Origin of the sequence: Lichenihabitans sp. Uapishka_5 (assembly GCF_033947565.1) — a bacterium.
In the GTDB taxonomy this organism is placed as follows: Bacteria; Pseudomonadota; Alphaproteobacteria; order Rhizobiales; family Beijerinckiaceae; genus Lichenihabitans.
On sequence record NZ_JARPVX010000010.1, the window covers coordinates 37801 to 57930 of the forward strand.

The window sequence follows — 20130 nt, forward strand, 5'->3', positions numbered from 1 at the left end:
GCGGGCTTGCAGGCGTATCGCTAGCCTTTTTACCGGCTTGCTTTCAGTGCTGCAGGATCCGGCTCAGGAAGGTCTTCGCGCGCGGCGAGGCCGTGTCGCCGAAGAACGCGGCCGCCGGGCAGTCCTCGGCGATCGTGCCGCCGTCGATAAAGACGACCCGGTGGGCGACTCGTCGAGCGAAGCCCATCTCGTGGGTGACGCACATCATAGTCATGCCGTCGCGGGCGAGCGCCGTCATCACGTCGAGCACCTCCGAAATCATTTCGGGGTCGAGCGCCGAGGTCGGCTCGTCGAACAACATGGCGAGCGGGTCCATGGCGAGCGCCCGGGCGATGGCGACGCGCTGCTGCTGACCGCCAGAAAGCTGGCCCGAATATTTTTTCGCGTGATCCACAAGGCCGACGCGGTCGAGCAGCGCCAAGCCCTTGCGACGGGCGAAGTCCGGGCTGCGGCCCAGCACCTTTTCGGGCGCCAGCGTCAGGTTTTCTAGGATGGAGAGATGCGGGAACAGTTCGAAATTCTGAAACACCATGCCGACCCGGGCCCGCAACGACGGCAGGTCCGTCGTGGGGTCGCCGACCGAGATGCCGTCGACCGTGATCGTGCCAGCGTCGAAGGGCTCCAGCGCGTTGACGCATTTGATCAGCGTCGACTTGCCCGAGCCCGAAGGGCCGCACACCACCACGACCTCACCCTTGGCCACATGGGTGGAACAGTCCTTCAGCACTGGCGTGGCGCCGTAGCGCTTCGTCAGGTTGCGGATCTGGATCATGCGGCGGCCCTGTTGTCGAAGCGCGCAATGGAAAAGCCCGACACGTCGCGATCGGTCACGCCGCGGGTCACGAGGTCGGCGGTGATGCGGCCGACGAGCGGCCCGAGCGTGTAGCCGTTCGACGTCACGGCATGGAAGAGGCCGGGCTGGCGCGGGTCCTCGCCGAGGATCGGTGCGCCATCGATGTTGATATTCATGGCGGCCCAGGACCGGACGACGTGCAGCTTGCCAAGGCCGGGCAGCACGCGCTGCGCCACCCAGAGATTGCCCTCGAGGCTCGCCATCAAGGGCCGGGGGTGGCGATGCACCGGGTCGAGTCCGGCTGTCCAGCCACCGCCGATCAGGAACGAGCCGTTGCCGGCCTGCTTCAGGGTCAGGTGCCGGTCCGCATGGGCGACGAGGCAGGTCAGCGCCGGCGCGGCCGGCTCCGTCACGACCATCTGCAGCGGTGCGCCATGCACCGGCACGTCGAGGCCGAGCAAGCGGCCCACCGTCGACGCGAAGGCGCCGGCCGCGTTGACGATGCGGCGCCCCAAAACGCTGCCGCGCGATGTCGCGATCTCGAAGCCATCCGGGAGTTGGGTGATGCCGGTGACAGCGGCGCGCCGTTCGATCCTTACCCCGGCCCGCAGCGCCGCCGTGAGGATCCCCTGGGTGGCAACGAGAGGGTTGATCTTGCCCTCGTCCGGACAATAGGCGGCGCCGATGAAATCGCCTGCGAGGGCAGGCTCGAGCCGGCGCAGGTCGGCGGCCGTGATGACGTCGCAGCGGACGCCCTGGGCGCGTTCCACGCGGGTTTTCGCGTCCAGGAAGGCGAGGTCGCGCTCGGTTTCGGCCACCATCAGGCCGCCGGTGCGCTTGATCTCGAAGTCTGCCCCGAGCTCGCGCTCGAGCGCTCCCCAGAGCGCGATGGAGTCGTTCTGTAGCGGCAGGGTGCGGGCCGCGGGGCCGCCGCCGGCCTCGGCGCGGGCGCCATGGTCGAAGGACAGGAGCTGGCCATGAAGGCTGCCGGCGTTGCCGCCCGAGGCGAGGCTGTTCGGCTCGGCGCGATCGAGCACCAGCACGTCGGCACCGGCCCGGGCCAGGAACAAGGCCGTCGACAACCCGGCGATGCCGGCGCCGATCACAACCACATCGGCCCTGAGGTCGCCATGCGGTTCGAGCGGTGTTGACGGAGGCGTCCAGTCGGCCAGGAGGCTGCGCTTATGGCCGCCCCATTCGGGCTTCTCCAGCGCCAGGGCGGCGAGCGGCACCGGGCGTAGCGGCATCTGCGGCGCGAAACCCGCGCGCTCGTCCGGTGCGGTTCGCACGAGGCGCTGCAGCGCTTCGCCGCAATAGCGGGCCTGGCAGCGGCCCATGCCGGCGCGGGTGAGGCGCTTCAGGGTGGCGACGTCGCTCACCCCATGCTGTGCGATCGCCAGTTCCAGGGCGTCGCGGCTCAGGGCCTCGCAGCGACACAGGATCGTATTGGCGGTGGCACGGGACAGGCCTGGCGGCTCGGCGGCGAACAGGGCCCAAAGGTGACGCTGAAAAGTTTTCGCGCGGGCGAGGCGTTTAAGGGCCGGCCGGTCGTCAGCGGGCACTGGAAACCCGAGCTGCCGCGCGGCGGCGCGGCCCGCGAGCGTGCCCTGCTGGCGCGCCATGACGGCACCGCCGAAGCGACCGGCTTCGCCGGCTACCAGGATGTCGGGTTGCGAGGTGGCGCCGTAGGGATCGTGGTCGAGCGCCAGCCCGCCACCGCCATCGGCCCTGTAGCGACAGCCGAGAAGGCGCGGCAGCTCATGGGCCGGGCGGAATCCTTCGCCGATGGCCACGAGGTCGACATCGAGGTCTCGCGCACCCGCGTCGTCTGCCGCGCTCACGACGATGCGAGACACACGGCCGTCCCCCGCGGCCGTGACGACGCGGCTGTTCCACAGCACCGGGACGCCTGCTCGGCGCAGCGCCTGGAGGTGGCGCAACCCGGCCGCCGCGAGCTGCGGGCCGGCGCTGAAAAGCGCCGCCGCTTCGCGGGGTCGCGTCCAGGGCGGCGGCGCGGCCTCGATCACCGCAACCGGCGTAACGCCGTGGCGCAACAGTTCGACCGCCACCTGCAGGTTCAGCGGCCCATTGCCAGCGACCGCGATGCGGGCGCCGGGGACGACGCCGTCGCTGCGCAACAGGGTCTGCAGCGCGCCCGCCGTTATCACGCCTGGCAGCGTCCAGCCGGGGAACAAGGGCGCGGGCTCGTAGGCGCCGGTGGCGACGATCAGCCGGCGCGGGCGGATGCGCCGCGCGCCGCCATCGACGAGGCAGCCCACCACGAGGTCGCCGGCGGCCTCACGCTCGGCGCCCCATACGAAGCCGTTCGACAGGAGGTCGACGCCGCCTGCCCGCGCGCAAGCGATCAGGGCAGCCCCCTCGCGCGCCTGCCGGTCGGCCGCGGCGGTGCCGGTCGCGGGCTGCTTATAGTATTGGCCTCCGGCCACCGGGCGTTCGTCGATGAGCAGCACCGTGGCCCCGGCGGCACCGGCCTCCTGGGCCGCCGCGAGGCCGGCCGGGCCAGCGCCGACCACCAGAACATCGACGGCAATATCGGGAATAGACTGAGGTGCCTCGGCCAGGAACGCCAAGGTTTCGGCGCCGATGTCAGGTCTTTGCGGCTGCAGGCTCAATCGCATGCCGTCGTGCGCCTTGGTCAGGCAGGCGCGCTGTCCGGCGCGGTCGTCGATCGTCAGAAGGCAGTCGTGGCACACGCCCATGCCACAGAACGCACCACGGGCGCTGCCGTCTTTTGCAGTACCTTGGGCCATGAAGCCTGCGGCCAGAAGTGCCGCCGCGACGCTCTCGCCCGGCACGGCAGACAAGGGCACGCCGTCGAGCGTCAGCCGCCAGGAAGCGCCGGCTCTAGCCAGCATGGGAGAAGCGGAGGCCGAGCCGTGCCACCAACGCCTGCATGGCCTCGTCCTCGGCCGCCGGAAGCGGGAGGCGCGGCGGCCGTGGCGGGCCGACGGGCAGGCCCATATGGGTCAGCAATGCCTTGGTGGCCGCGACATAGCGGTGGCCGCCCACCGCCTCGATCACGGGCAGCCATTCCATGTAGAGCGCATGGGCCTCGCGCACCCTGTCGTGGTCGGCCACGAGGCTGAACAGCCGCGACAACGGCCCCGGTGCCACGTTGGAGGCCACCGCGACCCAACCCTCGGCGCCCTCGACGAAGGATTCGAAACCGAGAATGCCGCCGAACACCGTCATGCGGTCGCCGCACAGGCGCAGGATGTCGCGGATGCGGGTCACCTCCAGCGTCGATTCCTTGATGTAGCGGCAGTTGTCGATGGCCGCCAAGCGGGCCACCAGCGCGGGCCTGAGGTCGACGTTCGAGGTTGCCGGATTGTTGTACACCATCACGGGCAGGCCAATGGCGCCCGCGATAGCGTCGTAGTGATGCACGACCTCATCGTCGGTGGGGGTCGAATAGAACGGCGGGATCACCATGACGCCGTCGGCGCCGAGGCGCTCGGCCTGCCGGCTGAGCCGTACGGCCTCGCGGGTGTCCTCGGCCCCGGTGCCGACCAGCACCGGCACGCGGCCCGCCGCGGTGCGGATCACGGTCTCGGCCACGGCGACGCGCTCGTCCTCGGACAACGACAGAAACTCGCCCGTCGAGCCAAGCGGGATCAGGCCATGGATGCCCTCGCGGATCTGCCACTCGACAAAGGCCGCGAGCGCCGCGAGGTCGAGGCGTCCCTCGGCATCATTGGGGGTGATCATCACCGTATAGGTGCCACGAAAGGTCTTGGGCATGATGGTTGGTCCCGAGCGCCTTTGCGCTCCCGTGGTCAGATAGGGTCAGGCGCCCGCGGCGGTGGGCGGAGCGTCGCTACGGTCGGCGTAGCGTTCCAGCTGGCGCTGCACGAGCTGCCAGGCCGTGGTCATGGCGAGGTAGTAGAGCGCCGCGACGCTGAACAGTTCCAGCACCTCGAACTGCTCCTGGATCAGCACCTGGGTGCGGCGCAGCAGCTCTTCCATGGAGATCACGGAGGTGATGGAGGTGGTCTTCAGCAACCCGTTCACGGAGTTGCCGAGCGGCGGCAGGACGATGCGCAGCGCCTGCGGCAGCACGATGTAGCGCATGATCTGCCGTTCGCGCATGCCGAGCGCGCGGGCGGCTCGCACCTGGCCGGGCGGCACGGCGCCGATGCCGGCCCGGATGATCTCGGCCAGATAGGCGGCCTCGTTCAGCGACAGGCCGATCAGCGCCGACTGCACCACGCCAAACTTGATGCCGAGCTGCGGCAGCCCGGTGTAGATGACGATCAACTGCACCAGCAGCGGCGTGCCGCGGAACAGCCAGATGTAGAGCCCGGCCGGCGTGGAGATCAGCCGGAGTTGCGAGCGGCGCATCAGGGCCAGCACGAAGCCGAGCGCGAGGCCGCAGACCATGGACACGGCCGTCAGCCACAACGTCGCCCAGGCGCCGGCCAGGATGTAGGGGCTCACGAGGTACTCGAAGAACCCCGCCCAATCCCAGATCTTCATGGGCCGAGGCTCGACGTCGCGGCTCGGGCGCTCAGCTCGCCGGGCCTTGCACGGCCAGCGCGCCTGACGGCGGCACGACGCCATAGCGATCGAACAGCGTCTTGTAGCTGCCGTCGTGCTGCATGGCGTCGAGTACCTTCAACACCGCATCGGCGAGCGGCTTGCTTTTCAAGGCGAGCGCGACGGGCGTCGGGTAGAGGCCCGCGACGGCGCGCTTGAAGGCGCCGCGGTCAGCATATTCCTTGGCGACGCCGTCGATCGACACCACGGCCTCGACCTGGCCGGCTCGGAGGGCCTGGTAGGCCAGTGCGAAGCTGTCGAAGGTACGGATCGTCATGCCGTGGCCGCCGTTCTTCTTCAGCTCGGCATCGATAGCCTTGGCCTTGGTCTCCTCGAAGCCACCAATCTCGACCCCGACCGTTTTGCCCTCGAGGTCCTCGACCTTGCTGATCGCAACTTTCGCATCGGGCTGCACCGAAATGCTGATGGCCTGCATCTCGTAGGGGATCATCTGCATCAGCTTGGCGCGCTCGGGCGTGAAGAAGATGCCGGTGTCGATCATGTCCCATCGGCCGCCCTTGAGGCCGGGCACCATGGCGTCGAACTCGATCTTGATGAACTCGGGCGCGAGGCAGAGGCGCTTGGCGATCTCGGTGCCGAGCTCGATCCGCATGCCCACGAGCGCGCCCGACTTGTCGACGTATTGCAGCGGCGGCAGCGTCGGATTGGTGGACATCACCAGCGTCCCCGGTTTGATGAGGTCGGACGCGGCAACCGGAGAGGTGCAATCGGCCGCCGAAGCGACGCCCGACAGGCAGGTGGCGGCGTAAAGGGACAGCATCAGGCCGGCAAAGCGGATCATCGAACATCCCCCAAATTGATTGGCATGCTAACGGTATACAATCGGGATGCTGTTTGGCAAGGTGCGATTGCGGGCGCCTCGGCGTGGCGCTTGCCCATGTTGCCGTCCGGCCCATAAGGACTGTCGATGCGCCTTCCCAGTGACGCCCCCGCATGACGGCACCCGCCGCAAAATCCAGCCCAGTGAACCTGGGCAACCTCGCGCACGAGGCCTTATCGGATATGATCCGCCACAAGCGGTTGCGCGGCGGCGAGGCGATCGTCGAAGCGCGACTTGCGGAGGCGATCGGCGTCTCGCGGACGCCGCTGCGGGAGGCGCTGCAGCGGCTCGAGGGCGAGGGTATGGTCGAGAAGGTCGGCGGTCGCTCCTACGTGGTGCGTCGCGTCGATCTCGGCGAATACCTGAAGAGCCTGAAGGTGCGCGCCGTGCTGGAGCCCGAGGCCGCAGCGCTCGCGGTGGACCGCATCCCGGGCGCCCAGCTCGCCGCCGTGCGGCAAGAGGCGTTGGGGATGCTGGAGGCCACCGCCTACCATACCGACGCGCACTGGCGCTCGGACGACAACCTGCACGGCATGTTCATCGACCGCTCCGGCAACGAGGTGATGGCGCGCATCCTCACGCAGCTACGCGCCACAACGCGGCTCTTCGAGATCGACCGGCTCAAAGATCGGTTGAAGCCCGACTCACGCGAGCACCTCGCCATCGTGGACGCGCTGATCGCCGGCGACGCCGCGAAGGCGCACGCAGCCGTGGCGATCCACATCCGCAGCCTGATCGATTTCGCGCTCGCGACGGTGCGTTAGGTTATTTGACGCGGCATGCCGGGCTACGTTCGTTCCGACAACGGCCCGAGTTCGTCGCCTAGGCCGTGCAGGACTGGATCAAGGCTGTGGGTGCCAAGGCCGCCTACCTTGCCTCGGGCAGTCCTTGGAAGAACGGCTACGTCGAGTCGTTCAACGTGCGGCTCCGGAACGAACTCCTCGACGGCGAGATCTCCAACTCGCAGCAGGAGGCGCAGGTCATCATCGAGAGCTGGCGGCGGCACTACAAAGGGATCCGTCTACGCAGCTCAGTTGTTAGAGGCCGCCAGCGCCGGAGGTCTTGTGCCTGCCTTCGCCGCATGGACGGCTCCTCCACCTCAATCAGCTCCGCCGGCCATGCTCACGCTAGTACCCAGACCGGCCCTAGAAAACATCAAACTCGGATCACCCAATGGGTGCAGGCATTCAAAGGGGGAAGACCAATCCAACCAGCGAGGCGTCGCCACCCGGACCGACCGCCGTGACGAAGCTTACCGCCTCGTAGCCGATGCCGGAGGGCAATGTCGGCTGCTCCATGTAAGCGCCATGATAATACATGCTCTCGGCCCGGTTCAGGCCCACAGCCTCGACCTTGAGCGAGACTTCACCCGATCCGGGTCTTCGCTCGTCGATCATTCCGAAGCGCAGGACTTCCGGACCGCCGACGCTATCGAAGCGTATGGCTTTAAGCATAATGGAGACTCCTGCTGCTGAGGCATCGCGCATGCATGCGACATCGACCGGCTCACATGCCTATGGTATGAAGCGAGGCGTACCTCAGCCGCAGTCACAACCTCCTGCCGATAGGCTCCTGGTAAGAAGGGTCTAGCACGTCGGAAAGGGTGTTCGACCCGTGGCGGGCATCGATGGCCGGCTTCTGGACGAGAGGGTCTGTTGCCCTGGCAAGGTCCTCCAACGCCCGGTCGTGGTCGACGCTGACCCCGACACCGTCGTTGCGACTTTCTGCACATCAGCGACAAGCGAACCTGTGACGCTGCCCCGCGTCTTCCTATGGCATCTGACCAGCACTGGCCCTTCATGGAACGTATGCCGTTCATCGGACAATCGTTGCCGCGTGTCGATGGACTTGCAAAAGTCCGCGGCGAGGCCGTGTTCGCTGCCGATCAGCTATTGCCGAATACGGCATACGCGGCGCTGGTCACCAGCTCGATCGGCAAGGGGCGGGTTTGTCATGTCACCCGAAGCTCAGCCGCATCGATCACCGGCGTGCTTGCGATTTTCACACACGAAGATTTGACGGCCGATATCCGCCCCGTGGACCACGTTCTGGCTGGGGGCTACGCCAACAGCACACTGCTGCCGCTTGCCGCCCCGGACATTGCCTATCATGGCCAGATTGTTGCTCTCGTTGTCGCCGAAACCGGTGAGATCGCCCAGGAGGCGGCCGCTATTCTCGAGATCGTTTATGCGCCGGCGCCGGTTGAGCCTGCGATGGATTCGGCAACTGGCGCCGCCATCCCGGTCGCGGCGCTCCAGCCCGCTCATCAGGATGTCAGCCAGGGCGACGTTGAAGGGGCATTAAGGCGTGCGCCCGTCTCGGTAACGGCGGTCTACGAGACACCGGTCCAGCACCACAATCCCATCGAGCTCGTGGGCACGACCTGCACGTGGAACGGCCCGAAGCTGACGGTTTACGAGCCGACCCGCTTCGTCGAGGGAGTTCGACACGGTTTGGCGATCCAACTCGGCCTGGATCCGGCGGATGTCCGGGTCATATGCCCATTTATTGGTGGGCACTTCGGGTCCAAGCTGGCCCTCTCGCAGTATACCGCGCCGGTGGCGCTCGCGGCGCGTCGCCTTGGACGTCCTGTCACGCTGGTTGCGACCAGGGCACAGGGCTTCACCATCGCAAATCACCGCCCTGAAACGCACCACACCATCCGGCTCGGTGCCGATCGCGACGGACGCCTGCTGGCCTTGCAACATGATGCCGTGGTGGCGACCTCGCAATTCGACGATTTCGCCATGCCAGGAACGGACGTCACGACGGCGCTGTATGCCTGCCCGAATCTGTCCGCAACAGAACGGGTGATCCGCGTGGATCGCAACACACCGGGCCCCATGCGGGCACCGCCAGAGGTCCCCTACCTGTTTGCACTTGAGTCTGCGATGGACGAGTTGGCCCATGCACTCGATCTCGACCCAATCGCGTTGCGACGACGCAATGACACCTTGACCAATCAGATCTCCGGCAAGCCCTTCTCGAGTCGATCCCTCCTGCGCTGCTTCGATCAGGGCGGGCAGGCATTCGGCTGGGATCGCCGGTCAAACAAGCCACGCGCCGTGCGTGAGGGCGACTGGTGGGTGGGCCTGGGTTGCGCGAGTTCGGCACGCCCCGTGAAGGTCGCTTCGGCATCTCTGCGTTTACGCGTCGGGGCAGATGGACGCGTGCTGGCAGAAACCGCGCATCATGAGATCGGCAACGGCTTGTACACGATCCTCACCCAGATGGTGGCCGACGCCCTCGGCGCGGACCCCGCGCGTATCACCGTGCGCCTGGGCGACACGTCTTTTCCGCCGGCAGGATTGTCGGGCGGGTCGTCGACCACCGTGTCGGTCGTTGGTGCCGTGCGATCGGCCGCGATCGACCTCAAGCGACAGCTGATGCGTCGGTCGACCCGCGCGGGGAACAACGGCGACCCGGACATGCTGTCGCTCAACGTCGAGCGTGGCGAGCTCCGATGGCCGGACGGCTACGCCGAGCCGCTCGCCGATCTGCTTGGCCGCGGCGACATCGACCTGGTTGGACGGTTCGAGGGATCAGGCGAAGGCGGGTTTGCCAAACTGGATCGTGGCCTTGTCGCCGTGGGCCCGGGACCGGCCCTGAGCTGGAGCTTCGGGGCGCAATTTGCCGAGGTGAGAGTCCACGCCGAGACGGGCGAACTCCGCGTGCCACGGTTGCTGGGCGCTTTCGCTGCAGGCTCCATCGTCAATCCCATGACGGCCCGCAGCCAGCTTACCGGAGGGATGATCTGGGGTTTGGGTTCGGCGCTGCTTGAAGAAACAGTGATCGACCCCCGCTCCGGAGCCTATGTCAACGCGAATTTGGCCGAATACCTCATGCCGGTGGCGGCCGACATCGGGGCGGTCGAAGCCATCCTGCTCGACGAGATTGATCACCAGGTCAATCCGCTCGGCGTGAAAAGCCTCGGCGAACTCGGCATCATCGGGGTCAATGCCGCAATCGCCAATGCCGTGTTCAATGCGTCGGGGCGTCGTTTGCGTCGCCTGCCGATTCGCGTCGACGACCTGCTTGGATAGACCTCTGGACCTGTCCGCTTCCGCTCGGGTTCGGCAAGCTAGTCATGATCTCGCGCCGCTCACCAGCAGGTGAAGCCGCCGTCGACCACGACGATCGAGCCCGTCATCAGGCTCGCGGCATCCGAGGCGAGGAAATGCACCACCGAGGCGATCTCCTCGGGCTGGCCGAGGCGACCCATCGGCGTGTCGCGGATCCAGGCTTCGAACATCGTCTTGTCCTGCATGCCGAATGTCGTGAGCGGCGTCTCGATATAAGTGGGCGCCACCGCATTGACGCGCACGCCACGGTCGGCCCACTCGGCCGCCAGCGAGCGCGTCAACTGATGCACGGCGGCCTTGGAAGCGTTGTAATAGGCCTGCTTCTGGGGGCGGTTGCTGATGATGCCCGACATGGAGCCGATGTTGACGATCGAGCCCCGACCGGCCTTCAGCATTGGGCGCGCAAAGGCGCGGTTCGACCAGAACACGCCGTGATAGTTGATGTCGTTCACCGCGAGCCAGTGTTCGTCGGTGACCTCCTCGGCCGCGGTGCCGGACCGGGCGATGCCGGCATTGGCCACCAGAACATCGACCCGGCCGTGCTGGCGCAGCACGGCCTCGGCCAACCGATCGACCTCGCCGGATTTCGCGACATCCACCGGTTGCACGCCGACCGCGTAGCCCTTGGCCTTGAGCGCGTCCCGGCCGGTCTCGGCCACGCCGGGGTCGATATCGGCGATCACCACCGTGGCGCCGTTCTCGGCCAGCGCCTCGGCGCAGGACAGGCCGATCCCCTGGCCGCCGCCCGTCACCACGGCCACGCGGCCATCAAGCCTCAGTTTTTCGGCAAACATCAGCTTACTTCCCGCTGTTTTGTGTAAGTCCCGAGAGTCGGCCCGCATCCGCGGCCGGAGTGTCAGCCCTCGCCGAGCACATTGACCCGCAAGGCATCGACCGCCACCGCAATGAAGATCAGCACGCCACCAATCATCGTCACATAGAAGGACGGCACATAGACGATGGCGAGACCGACGTGGATCACCGTGAGCAGCAGCACGCCGCCCAGGATGCCAAGCGTGCCGCCGCGGCCGCCGAAGACGCTCACTCCCCCGATGATCGGCGCCGCGATGGCATAAAGCAGGAAGCCGTCACCCTGGTTCGACGTGATGGCCATTTGCCAAGCCGCCAGCAGATAGCCGGCAATACCGGAGATGAACCCCGACAGCGTGAAGGCGATGATCTTCACTTGCGGCACGCGGATACCCGCCACGAAGGCGGCCGCGGCGTTGCCGCCGGTGGCATAGAGGCTCCGGCCGAGAACGGTGCGCCGCAGAGTGAAGCCCATCAACAGGAAGGCCGCGAGTAACACCACCGGCATCACGGGCCAGCCGCCGATCGTGGCCTGGCCGATCCAGTAATAGCTGTCGGGCAGGTCGGTGATGGTGTTGCCGCGGGTGATGGCCAACAGGCCGCCCTGCAGCGTGATCATCATGCCGAGGCTCTCGATCAATGACACCATGCGCAGCTTGGTGACGCAAAGGCCGTTGATGAAGCCGATCCCGGTCGCCAGCGCGATGCCGAGCACCACGCCCACCCCTACCGGGACGCCCGTCCTCTGGATCAACAGCGCGCCAAGCGCCGACGAGATACCGGTGACGGCCGCGATCGAGAGGTCGATCTCGGCCACCAGCAGCACCAGCGACTGCGCCAGCCCGAGAAGGCCCAGAACGGTGGCCTGCACCAAAACATTCTGCAGGTTGGGAATCGAAAAGAAGAACGGGTTCAGGAGTCCGAAGATGACGATGAGCCCGGCGAGCCAGATCCACACCACATGGGCGAGGACGCCCTGCAGCCGCTGCGCTGCCGTGCGGCCGCGGCGTGGCGGGGCCATGGTGGCGGGTGCGGTCGCGATCTGATCGGTGTGGGCGCTCATGACGCGAGGACCTTTGGCGGATGTTGCAGCAGGGCAGGGCGGGCCGAGCCGGGTGGGGGCACCCGGTCCGGCCCGCCGGTCGAGAAGGCGATGCGGAGCACGTCGTCCTTGGTCAGCGTACCGGCCGGGTGGTCGCCGACGATCCGGCCGCCGGCGAACAACACCATCCGGTCAACGGTGCGCAGCATCTCGTCGAGGTCGGAGGTGACGATGATGACGCTGACGCCCTCGCGGGTGAGCCCATCAATGAGGCGGTGGACCTCCTCCTTGACGCCGACGTCGATGCCGCGCGTCGGCTCGTTGAGGATGAGGAGCCTCGGCTTCGTGGCAAGCAGGCGCGACAGCAGCACCTTTTGCTGGTTGCCGCCGCTCAACTGCCCCACGGGCTGCTCCGCTCCGCGCGCCTTGATGGCGAGACGCTTGAAGAAGTCGGCCACGAGCGCGCGCTCGCGGCCGGGCCACACGACGCCACCCGTCGCCATGCGGCCGAGGCTCGACAGGCTGATGTTGCTGGCGATCGAGTGGATACCGACGATGCCATCCTTGAGCCGGTCCTCCGACAGGAAGGCGATGCCGGCTGCAAGGCCTGCCGCTGGCTCGGCCGGCAGCGGTTTTGTGGCTCCGTTATGGGTTACGGTGCCCTGCGCGGGCAGCAATCCGTAGATGGCGCGTGCCACTTCGCCGGCCCCCGATCCTGGTAGTCCCGCGAAGCCGACGATCTCGCCCGGCGCGAGCGCCAATCGATCCACCGCGAAGCCGCGCCCCTTGATACCCGTGAAATTCCAGGACGGCGCCTCGGCCTTCGCCCGATCGGCGTCATGGCGCGCGAAAAGAGCGAGGCCGCGCCCCAGCACCATCTCACTGAGCGCGTCGGAACTGACGGCCGCCACCGGCTGGTTGCCTGCGACCAGCAGCCCATCACGCAGCACCGATACCGCGTCGCAAATCTCCAGGATCTCTTCGTTGTAATGCGAGATGAACATGAAGGTGACGCCATCCTGCTTCAGCTTGCGCATGAAATCGAACAGCACCCGACGATCCGCCATGGTCAGCGCCGTGGTGGGTTCATCAAGAATGATGAGGCGGCCACCGCTGTGCAGCGCCCGCAGGATGTTGAGCTTGCGGCGGTCGACCGCCGAGAGCCGGCCGGCCGGGGCGAGGGGGTCGAGCCCCGTGCCCTCCAGGTATTCGGTGGCGAGCCGCCGCATGGCGCGCACGTCCACCAAAGGCCCACGACGGGGCCACCGCCCCAGCATCAGGTTCTCGGCCACCGACAGCGGATTGACGATGGCGGGTTCCTGCGTGACCAGGAACACGCCATGCCGCTCCATGGCTTTGACGTCCACGGGGCCGAGCGGGGTGCCGTCGAGAAGCACTTCGCCCTCGGTCGGGTTGTGCAACCCGGCCACGATCTTGACCAGCGTCGATTTGCCGGCGCCGTTCTCGCCGAGCAGCCCGTGCACGCTGCCGGCCTCGACCGTGAGCGACACGCCCTTGAGCGCCGCCACCCCGCCGAAGCGCTTGATCACGTTGCGGGTTGCCAGAAGAGGCGTTTCGTTCGCCAAGGCCGTTCTCCTGTCAGACGGCCGGGCTTTCGTCCCGGTCGCCGCGCCATGGTTGGGGGGAAGGATCGCCCTTACTTGTACTTCAGGCCCCATTCGTTGAAGGCGATGTTGCCCCACATGCGCTTGTCGTCGGCATTGGCGGCGCTGATCTCGAAGGGCGGGATGACGAGGCTCGGCCCGGAGTCGGACATCTTGATTTCGCCCTTCTCCCAGAAGTAGTTCTTGTTCTCAAAGGGGCCGAGCGGCACCTCCTGGCCCGCCATGGCGTATTTGTCGATCATCTCGACCGTGATCTGCGCATAGGCGACCGGGTCCTGCGAGATCACGGCATCCATATAGCCTTCCTTGATCCACTGCAGGGCGATCGGCTCGCCGTCGATATTGACGAAGATCATATGCCCTTCCTCGCCGACCTTCTTCCAGCGACCCTTCTGCTGCAGGGCTGTGACGATGCCGCGCGAGGGCGTGTCGGAGGGTGCGTGCACGGCGTCGAGGTCGGGGAACTCGGCAAGCGTCGAGGTTGTGACGCTCAGCATCTGCTTGAGTTCGCCCTCGGTCGGACGCGCCAGATATTTGATGTCGGGATATTTCTTGAAGGTCGCGTCCATGCCTTCCTTGCGAAGGCGCCAGGCGACGCTCTGCAGGGCGCCGTAACAGTTCAGCACCGTCCCCTTGGCTTGGCCGTTATATTTCTTCTTCAGGCGATCCACGATGGCTTCCGCCGCCAGGACGCCGCCCTGGTAATTGTCGAAGTCGACCGTGATCGCGACCTTGCCGCCGGTCGCAGGTGTATCGATGATGCCGACCGGGATCTTCTTATAGTTGTATTTCTTGATGACGCTGACGATGGCTTGGCTGTCGATCGGGTCGCTGATGATGGCCGAGGGCCCATTGAGCAGGATCGACTCCCACTGCTGCAGCTGAGTGGTGTTATCGAAACTGGCGTTGACGGCCTGGAAGCGCCAGCCCTTGGCCTCGACGGCCCGCTTTACGGCCTCTTCCTGGGCGACGAAGAAGTAATAGTCGAGGCTCTTGTTCGAATAGGGCACAAATTTCTGATCGGCCGCAAAGGCTCGACCCGTGCCGGCCAAGGCACTCGCGGCGGCGGTTGCTGCCGCGCTTGCGAGCAAGGTACGGCGATCCAGGTTCAATCGGCTCATAGGTTTTCCCTCCCCATATTTTTTTGATTGCAAAGCGGGACGTCAGTCCCGCGTATCGAGGTCGATCAACTCGATCTTGTAGCCATCGGGGTCTTCCACGAAGGCGATCACGGTGGTGCCGTGCTTCATCGGCCCAGGCGGGCGGGGCAGCTTGGCACCGCTCGCCTCGAGCTCCTTGCAGACGCCGTAGATGTCACGGACCCCGAGCGCGATATGACCATAGCCGTTGCCGAGGTCATAGGCCGAGCCCTGGTCCCAATTATGGGTCAGTTCCAGCACCGCATGGGTGTCCTCCGGACCGTAGCCCACAAAGGCCAGTGTGAATTTGCCCTCCGGAAACTCCATCCGGCGCAGCAGCTCCATACCGAGCAGGCGAGTGTAGAAGTCGATCGACCTGTCCAGATCCCGGACCCGGACCATTGTGCATGACGCGGAATTTCGCTTCAGTCATCGTCGTCGTCCTTGCGGTTTTCGGGCTCGCAGCCCGGCGCCGGATGGCTGATCCGGGCCTCGAGGTAGAGCCGGCACATTTCGGCATTGGCCTCGGCGGCGCCCTTGATGCGGCGCAGGGTTCGCAGGTGCATCCCGTAGGCGGCGGGTGCGATTGATGCGCCGTCGAGCGTGATGAAGGCTGGGGCCGCGCCGTCCGACCCGCCTGCCTCGTGGCGGCGGAGCGCCAGGTAGCGCAGGGCCCCGGCTTGGAGTTCGTCCGGCCTACCGCGCGTCAAGGCCTCGAGACCGGCCATCGTGGTGGCGAGCGCCGCCTCGATGCCGTGCCGGGCCACCAGGGCCCGCAACAATTTCTCCTGTCGCCCCAGAAAGGCGCGTTCACGGAAGGCGCGGCGGATCTCGGCAAGGTCGGTGCTGGCTTCGCCGGCGAACACCTCCGCGAAGCCGCGCCCTTCGGCGACGCCGCGATTGATTTTCCCCGAAGCGAAGTGATCGACGAGCCGCACCCGGGCCGTGTCGATGGACGACAGTTGTTCCACCGCCAGCCGCATATCGCTCGCCATCAGGAAGGCGAAATTCGCCGAACACCAGAAGGTGGGCAGGCGAAAAGTGATGTCGGCCCGCCGGCCCTCCACCGCCACGGCCTCGATGAAGCCCATGGCGGCGACGGATTCGTCGAGTTCGGGGTCCATGACAGTGTCGAGGGCCGCCATCACAGCCGCATTGCTCCCTGGAGTGGCGTCCACCGGCTCCGATTCACAAGCGTCAGGCCGCGACATCGACCTTCTCATCGCCGCGTGTCAGCAGGATTTCGCCGTCATCGGCTGAAGTCGGTTCCGGCAGCCGGCACTCGGACGGCACATCGATGTCGTAGAGGCGGGCCATGTTGAGGCCGAGGATCTTGCGCTTGACCTCCATGGTCAGCTCGGTCGCGGCCTCCTTGGCGAGGTCGTCGGGGAACTCATAGGCCATGAACTGCTCGACGATCCACTTCGGGCTGGTAATCCCGTAGTCGGAGCCGAAGGTCAGCCGGTCCGGGCCGAGGAAATACAGGAGGTCCGAAAGCATCTGGCCGAAGTACTTGGGCCGCGCATGGATGAAGGACGGGATCAACGCCAAACCGCCGATGACGTTCGGCTCCTGGCCTGCGATCCAACAGAAGTCGTCGATACGCGGCATGCCGCAATGGTCGACCACGAAGGTGAGGTCCGGGAAGGCGGTTGCCACATAGTCGACATCCCGTACGTCGAACGCGTCGAGGTTCAAGGGGTGGATGGTCGGCCCCTTATGGATATGGACGTTCTTGATACCGAGCTCCCGACACTTCTCCATATAGGGCGCAACGATATCCTCTCGGAGCGTGTAGCCCTTCGACACCCCGTTCCATTCGGCCGTGTAGAGCTTGACGCCTTTAAATCTATGCTTGGCGTGATCCGCCTCGAGCTTCTCGAGACCACGGGCACCGTCGCGCGGGTCGCAGCGTCCATTCAGGATCACCTTATCGGGGTACGCGCGCTTGAAGGCAGCGCATTGTTCGGTGGTGTTGAAGCCGTCGACGAAGAAATCGTGCAGGTTGGTCGGCAGCATCACGGCCATGTCGACGTAGCCGTCCTCGAACAGGTCCTTGGCAGCCCCTTCGACGCCGTAATGGCAGAAGCGGTCGAAGTCCCAGCGCTGCTCCTTCGGCGTCATGCCGACGTGTGAGCCCCAAAAGCTTTCGATGAAGGTGAGGCCGTATCGATTACGCCGGTTCTCGGGCCGCGCATCCCAGAGATGAATGTGACCGTCGACGACGAAGACCTTGTCACCTTGTGGCGTGACAAACATGGGAGCTCTCCCGCACTCGATTGGAGGTCGGCCATTCCGGCTCTTTGCCCGCCAAATCACTATGCCATGATGTTCAAATGTCCTACAACTTAAAAAACGGCAAGGGGTCGGTCATGCTGGATGGAAACGCAGGCTTCTTTGAACGGTTCGGCGCCGTCGGCGCCGAGGCCCAGGACCGCTACGTCACGGACTGGTCGCGTGATCTCACCGGGCGCGCCCGGGTGGTGGTACGGCCGACGTCGACCGAAGAGGTCGCGGCCGTGGTGCGCCATTGCGCCGAGCAGAACCTCGCGGTCGTGCCGCAAGGGGGGCACACGGGCCTCGTCGGTGGCGCTACGCCCTCGCCGGAGGGGGGCGAGGTGGTGATCAGTCTGGAGCGTCTCGACCGGGTGCGCGAGATCGACGCTGAGAATTTCACCATGACGGTCGAGGCGGGCTGCATCCTCGAGAAGATCCATGCGGCTGCGGCTGTGGCGGACCGGCTGTTTCCCTTGCAGCTCAGCGCCCAGGGCTCCTGCCAAATCGGCGGCAACATCGCCACCAATGCGGGCGGCCTCAATGTGGTGCGCTACGGCATGACGCGCGATCTCGTGCTCGGGGTGGAGGCCGTGCTGGCGGACGGGCAGGTCTGGAATGGTCTGCGCAAGCTGCGCAAGAACAATACAGGCTATGATTTGAAGCAGCTGTTCCTCGGCTCGGAAGGCACGCTCGGCATCGTCACGGCAGCCTGCTTGAAACTATTCCCCAAGCCGACGCAGGTCGAAACCGCCTTCCTGGCGGTCGAGTCGTCCGACGCGGCTGTGGCCCTGTTCGGCCGGGCACGCCGTGACCTCAGCGATCTGCTGTCCGCGTTCGAGCTACTGCCGCGTCGTGGGGTCGAGCTTGGCCTGACGGCAGCGCCGCAGGCCCGGGACCCGCTCGAGGCGCCATCGCCGTTCTACGTGTTGATGGAGGTCACTGCGAGCGGGCTCCTCGATTTGAAGACGCTCGTGGAGCGCTTCCTCGAGGGCATCGTCATCGACGGCCTTGTGGCCGACGGGGCACTGGCCGCGAGCGGCGCCCAGGCGGCCGCCTTCTGGCAGATCCGCGAAGGCTTGATCGAGGCGCAGGCCAGGCAGGGCCGCCACCTGCGCACCGACGTGTCGATCCCGATCTCCGGCCTCGCGTCGTTCCTCGATCGAACCCATGCGGCGTTGGCCGACGCGGCGCCCGGTTGTGTGCCGCTCGCCTATGGCCATCTCGGTGACGGCAACATCCACTTCAACGTACTTCCGCCGGCGGGGCTCGACGATGTGGCGCGCGTGGCGCTGCTGTACCGCTGCGAGGCCATCATCTTTGCGGAGGTGGATGCTGCGTCCGGATCGATCAGCGCCGAACACGGCATCGGCCGCGTCAAGCGCAGCGCCTTTCTGGCGCGCACGCCACCACTCGACCTCGCCTTGCTGCGCAAGGTAAAATCCGCCCTTGATCCTGCTGGCCTGATGAGCCCGGGGCGGATTTTTGAGTGACGGCCGGAGCGCCACCCATGAGCCTGAACTCGCTGGACCGAACGCCGCAGCTGCCGATCCGCATCGTCGAGGCGATCCGGCGTGAGATCGGAGAAGGGCGACTGAAGCCGGGAGACCGGCTGCCGGGCGAGCAGATGCTGGCCGACACGTTCAAGGTCAGCCGCAACGTGGTGCGGGAGGCGATCGCACGGCTCCGCTCCGACGGGGTGGTTCAGTCGCGCCAGGGTATCGGCGCTTTCGTGGTGCGGAATACGCCGTTGCCCATCCTGCGGGTCGAACCTGATGCTGCGAACAACCGCGCCGCCTTTACTCACGTCTTCGAACTTCGGACCATGCTGGAAGTGCGGGCCGCCAGCCTGGCGGCCCTGCGCGGCACAGAGGCCCAGCACGCCGCCATCTCGGAGGCGCTCATGAAAATGCGCGGCATTGAGAAATGGGCCGACAAGGGAGTCGACGCTGACCTGGAATTCCACCGTGCGGTGGCGCTCGCGACGGGCAACGACTACGTGGCTCGGGTGGTGGGCTTTGTGTCGGAACACATGAGGGACAGCATCCTCGAGACGCGTCGCCGGCCGAATGCCAATCTCAAGGACATCGTTGACATCACCATCACAGAGCATGAGGCGATCCATGACGCTATCGTTGCCCGCGATGCGGCCTTGGCTCGCGCAACGATGGAACTGCACATCATCAACGCCGCCCAGCGCGTCGGCGTCTCGCTTCAAACAGGCTTGTAAACTTGCCCAAGCCATCGGGTGTCTTTGGACAGGCCAGTTTTGCCAGGGCCCTATCGCTGAAGCCACGCCGCAGTCTACGCGATGGTCGATGGTTTTTTATTTTAAAGACCTGTGCATCGACCGGACGAAAGCTGCCAAGCCAGCCCGGCGTGTGCGCGATGTTGAGGAGCGGCTGCTCAAGCGCCGAGTCCGTCCAGAGCCGCCGTTCCGGGTCTAGCCAAGCTCACCAGTCGGTGACCGACCGCCTGTTCTCTTAATGACCACTTTCAGCCGCGGCACACCATCGAGGTGACGCTCGGTATTCGCCGCGGCGGGAAAAGACGCCGCCCTTGGAACGCCGGCCGGATGCTTGGTGCCAAACGGGCGCTCTTGCCGCAGCCGGTCTGGGCCGTTCCCCTCCGCCTTAATCACGAAGGCAGGCTGCGCAGCCGGGCCATGTTCGATCAGGCGATCGCCAGCAAGCTGCGACCTCGCGGTCAGTGCTCGCCTTCGATGACTGAGTTGCTCGGCCGTCGCCGCGCTATCGCCTCGCCGACCGGCAGCGTGAAATTCAGCCTGTCGAGTACGATACGGCGTATCGGCCCGCGCGTCATGCCGAGGGCCTGGCCGGCCATGACTTGGCTGGGGTTGCTGCCGAGCATGCCAGCCCTGCCAATGTCGCCAAGGAACGGCGCTATCCTTGCATGTTGAGAATGCCTTGGTCTCAACGACGGGCTTTTCTGCTGAAAAGATTCGAA

Annotated in this window: 18 protein-coding genes and 1 pseudogene; 5 read left to right on the forward strand and 14 right to left on the reverse strand. The window is 66.1% G+C overall.

Annotation, left to right across the window (positions count from 1 at the left end; genetic code table 11):
- Positions 1 to 43: 43 nt before the first annotated feature.
- Genes P7D22_RS06435 through P7D22_RS06455 form a run of 5 tightly spaced genes read right to left on the reverse strand, consistent with a single transcriptional unit; the run spans position 44 to position 6152 of the window.
- Positions 44 to 772: an amino acid ABC transporter ATP-binding protein gene (locus P7D22_RS06435; protein ID WP_319933395.1), complete on the reverse strand. Its 729-nt coding sequence runs from the start codon at positions 770 to 772 to the stop codon at positions 44 to 46.
- On the reverse strand, positions 769 to 3669 hold the full coding sequence (locus tag P7D22_RS06440; protein ID WP_319933396.1) for an FAD-dependent oxidoreductase: 2901 nt from the start codon (positions 3667 to 3669) through the stop codon (positions 769 to 771). Before P7D22_RS06440 ends, P7D22_RS06435 begins: the two co-directional genes overlap by 4 nt.
- Positions 3659 to 4555: a dihydrodipicolinate synthase family protein gene (locus P7D22_RS06445; RefSeq protein ID WP_319933397.1), complete on the reverse strand. Its 897-nt coding sequence runs from the start codon at positions 4553 to 4555 to the stop codon at positions 3659 to 3661. Before P7D22_RS06445 ends, P7D22_RS06440 begins: the two co-directional genes overlap by 11 nt.
- Before the next feature lie 45 nt (positions 4556 to 4600).
- Entirely contained in the window at positions 4601 to 5290 is a 690-nt protein-coding gene (locus tag P7D22_RS06450; RefSeq protein ID WP_319933398.1) for an amino acid ABC transporter permease, read from the reverse strand.
- Positions 5291 to 5321: 31 nt separating this feature from the next.
- Complete coding sequence (locus P7D22_RS06455; protein WP_319933399.1) at positions 5322 to 6152, reverse strand: ABC transporter substrate-binding protein; 831 nt, start codon at positions 6150 to 6152, stop codon at positions 5322 to 5324.
- A 152-nt stretch (positions 6153 to 6304) separates the two neighbouring features.
- Here P7D22_RS06455 and P7D22_RS06460 point away from each other — a divergent pair, with 152 nt between their 5' ends.
- Both P7D22_RS06460 and P7D22_RS06465 read left to right on the forward strand, forming a co-directional pair.
- Positions 6305 to 6955 carry a GntR family transcriptional regulator gene (locus P7D22_RS06460; RefSeq protein ID WP_319933400.1) on the forward strand — a complete coding sequence of 217 codons (651 nt, stop codon included), beginning with the start codon at positions 6305 to 6307 and terminating at the stop codon, positions 6953 to 6955.
- Positions 6956 to 6964: 9 nt separating this feature from the next.
- Positions 6965 to 7322: pseudogene (locus P7D22_RS06465) on the forward strand (integrase core domain-containing protein); the annotation flags it as partial.
- A 56-nt stretch (positions 7323 to 7378) separates the two neighbouring features.
- Here P7D22_RS06465 and P7D22_RS06470 read toward each other — a convergent pair.
- Positions 7379 to 7678 carry an alcohol dehydrogenase catalytic domain-containing protein gene (locus tag P7D22_RS06470; protein WP_319933401.1) on the reverse strand — a complete coding sequence of 100 codons (300 nt, stop codon included), beginning with the start codon at positions 7676 to 7678 and terminating at the stop codon, positions 7379 to 7381.
- 321 nt (positions 7679 to 7999) lie between these two features.
- On the opposite strand from P7D22_RS06470, the gene P7D22_RS06475 reads away from it, so the two are divergent.
- Complete coding sequence (locus P7D22_RS06475; protein ID WP_319933402.1) at positions 8000 to 10234, forward strand: xanthine dehydrogenase family protein molybdopterin-binding subunit; 2235 nt, start codon at positions 8000 to 8002, stop codon at positions 10232 to 10234.
- Between the two features lie 59 nt (positions 10235 to 10293).
- Here the strand turns inward: P7D22_RS06475 and P7D22_RS06480 are convergent, their stop codons facing one another.
- The 7 genes from P7D22_RS06480 to P7D22_RS06510 all read right to left on the reverse strand — a co-directional run bounded on the left by P7D22_RS06480 (position 10294) and on the right by P7D22_RS06510 (position 17148).
- Positions 10294 to 11067: an SDR family NAD(P)-dependent oxidoreductase gene (locus tag P7D22_RS06480; RefSeq protein WP_319933403.1), complete on the reverse strand. Its 774-nt coding sequence runs from the start codon at positions 11065 to 11067 to the stop codon at positions 10294 to 10296.
- A 62-nt stretch (positions 11068 to 11129) separates the two neighbouring features.
- Positions 11130 to 12146 carry an ABC transporter permease gene (locus tag P7D22_RS06485; RefSeq protein WP_319933404.1) on the reverse strand — a complete coding sequence of 339 codons (1017 nt, stop codon included), beginning with the start codon at positions 12144 to 12146 and terminating at the stop codon, positions 11130 to 11132.
- On the reverse strand, positions 12143 to 13711 hold the full coding sequence (locus P7D22_RS06490; protein WP_319933405.1) for a sugar ABC transporter ATP-binding protein: 1569 nt from the start codon (positions 13709 to 13711) through the stop codon (positions 12143 to 12145). The genes P7D22_RS06485 and P7D22_RS06490 overlap by 4 nt, the downstream gene beginning before the upstream one ends.
- A gap of 71 nt (positions 13712 to 13782) precedes the next feature.
- A complete protein-coding gene (locus P7D22_RS06495; RefSeq protein ID WP_319933406.1) occupies positions 13783 to 14871 on the reverse strand; it encodes a sugar ABC transporter substrate-binding protein in 1089 nt (362 codons plus the stop codon).
- Positions 14872 to 14913: 42 nt separating this feature from the next.
- Positions 14914 to 15291: a lactoylglutathione lyase gene (gloA, locus tag P7D22_RS06500; RefSeq protein WP_319933407.1), complete on the reverse strand. Its 378-nt coding sequence runs from the start codon at positions 15289 to 15291 to the stop codon at positions 14914 to 14916.
- A 23-nt stretch (positions 15292 to 15314) separates the two neighbouring features.
- Positions 15315 to 16034 carry an iron-sulfur cluster assembly protein gene (locus P7D22_RS06505; protein ID WP_319933408.1) on the reverse strand — a complete coding sequence of 240 codons (720 nt, stop codon included), beginning with the start codon at positions 16032 to 16034 and terminating at the stop codon, positions 15315 to 15317.
- A 52-nt stretch (positions 16035 to 16086) separates the two neighbouring features.
- Positions 16087 to 17148, reverse strand: a complete 1062-nt coding sequence (locus P7D22_RS06510) for an amidohydrolase family protein (RefSeq protein ID WP_319933409.1) — start codon at positions 17146 to 17148, stop codon at positions 16087 to 16089.
- A 113-nt stretch (positions 17149 to 17261) separates the two neighbouring features.
- Here P7D22_RS06510 and P7D22_RS06515 point away from each other — a divergent pair, with 113 nt between their 5' ends.
- Positions 17262 to 18656: an FAD-binding oxidoreductase gene (locus tag P7D22_RS06515; RefSeq protein WP_319933410.1), complete on the forward strand. Its 1395-nt coding sequence runs from the start codon at positions 17262 to 17264 to the stop codon at positions 18654 to 18656.
- A 17-nt stretch (positions 18657 to 18673) separates the two neighbouring features.
- The gene (locus tag P7D22_RS06520) at positions 18674 to 19393 is read left to right on the forward strand and encodes a FadR/GntR family transcriptional regulator (protein WP_319933411.1); all 720 of its coding nucleotides are present in this window, start codon (positions 18674 to 18676) and stop codon (positions 19391 to 19393) included.
- Between the two features lie 476 nt (positions 19394 to 19869).
- Here P7D22_RS06520 and P7D22_RS06525 read toward each other — a convergent pair whose 3' ends face one another.
- Positions 19870 to 20034, reverse strand: coding sequence for a hypothetical protein (locus tag P7D22_RS06525; RefSeq protein WP_319933412.1), 165 nt, complete (start codon positions 20032 to 20034; stop codon positions 19870 to 19872).
- Positions 20035 to 20130 lie beyond the last annotated feature (96 nt).

Coding starts and splice junctions, on each gene's coding strand:
- P7D22_RS06450 (WP_319933398.1), bottom strand. CDS start 5,290: ATGAAGATCTGGGATTGGGCGGGGTTCTTCGAGTACCTCGTGAGCCCC.
- P7D22_RS06460 (WP_319933400.1), top strand. CDS start 6,305: ATGACGGCACCCGCCGCAAAATCCAGCCCAGTGAACCTGGGCAACCTC.
- P7D22_RS06435 (WP_319933395.1), bottom strand. CDS start 772: ATGATCCAGATCCGCAACCTGACGAAGCGCTACGGCGCCACGCCAGTG.
- P7D22_RS06455 (WP_319933399.1), bottom strand. CDS start 6,152: ATGATCCGCTTTGCCGGCCTGATGCTGTCCCTTTACGCCGCCACCTGC.
- P7D22_RS06520 (WP_319933411.1), top strand. CDS start 18,674: ATGAGCCTGAACTCGCTGGACCGAACGCCGCAGCTGCCGATCCGCATC.
- P7D22_RS06485 (WP_319933404.1), bottom strand. CDS start 12,146: ATGAGCGCCCACACCGATCAGATCGCGACCGCACCCGCCACCATGGCC.
- P7D22_RS06495 (WP_319933406.1), bottom strand. CDS start 14,871: ATGAGCCGATTGAACCTGGATCGCCGTACCTTGCTCGCAAGCGCGGCA.
- P7D22_RS06440 (WP_319933396.1), bottom strand. CDS start 3,669: ATGCTGGCTAGAGCCGGCGCTTCCTGGCGGCTGACGCTCGACGGCGTG.
- P7D22_RS06510 (WP_319933409.1), bottom strand. CDS start 17,148: ATGTTTGTCACGCCACAAGGTGACAAGGTCTTCGTCGTCGACGGTCAC.
- P7D22_RS06505 (WP_319933408.1), bottom strand. CDS start 16,034: ATGGCGGCCCTCGACACTGTCATGGACCCCGAACTCGACGAATCCGTC.
- gloA (WP_319933407.1), bottom strand. CDS start 15,291: ATGGTCCGGGTCCGGGATCTGGACAGGTCGATCGACTTCTACACTCGC.
- P7D22_RS06525 (WP_319933412.1), bottom strand. CDS start 20,034: ATGCTCGGCAGCAACCCCAGCCAAGTCATGGCCGGCCAGGCCCTCGGC.
- P7D22_RS06445 (WP_319933397.1), bottom strand. CDS start 4,555: ATGCCCAAGACCTTTCGTGGCACCTATACGGTGATGATCACCCCCAAT.
- P7D22_RS06475 (WP_319933402.1), top strand. CDS start 8,000: ATGCCGTTCATCGGACAATCGTTGCCGCGTGTCGATGGACTTGCAAAA.
- P7D22_RS06480 (WP_319933403.1), bottom strand. CDS start 11,067: ATGTTTGCCGAAAAACTGAGGCTTGATGGCCGCGTGGCCGTGGTGACG.
- P7D22_RS06515 (WP_319933410.1), top strand. CDS start 17,262: ATGCTGGATGGAAACGCAGGCTTCTTTGAACGGTTCGGCGCCGTCGGC.
- P7D22_RS06470 (WP_319933401.1), bottom strand. CDS start 7,678: ATGCGCGATGCCTCAGCAGCAGGAGTCTCCATTATGCTTAAAGCCATA.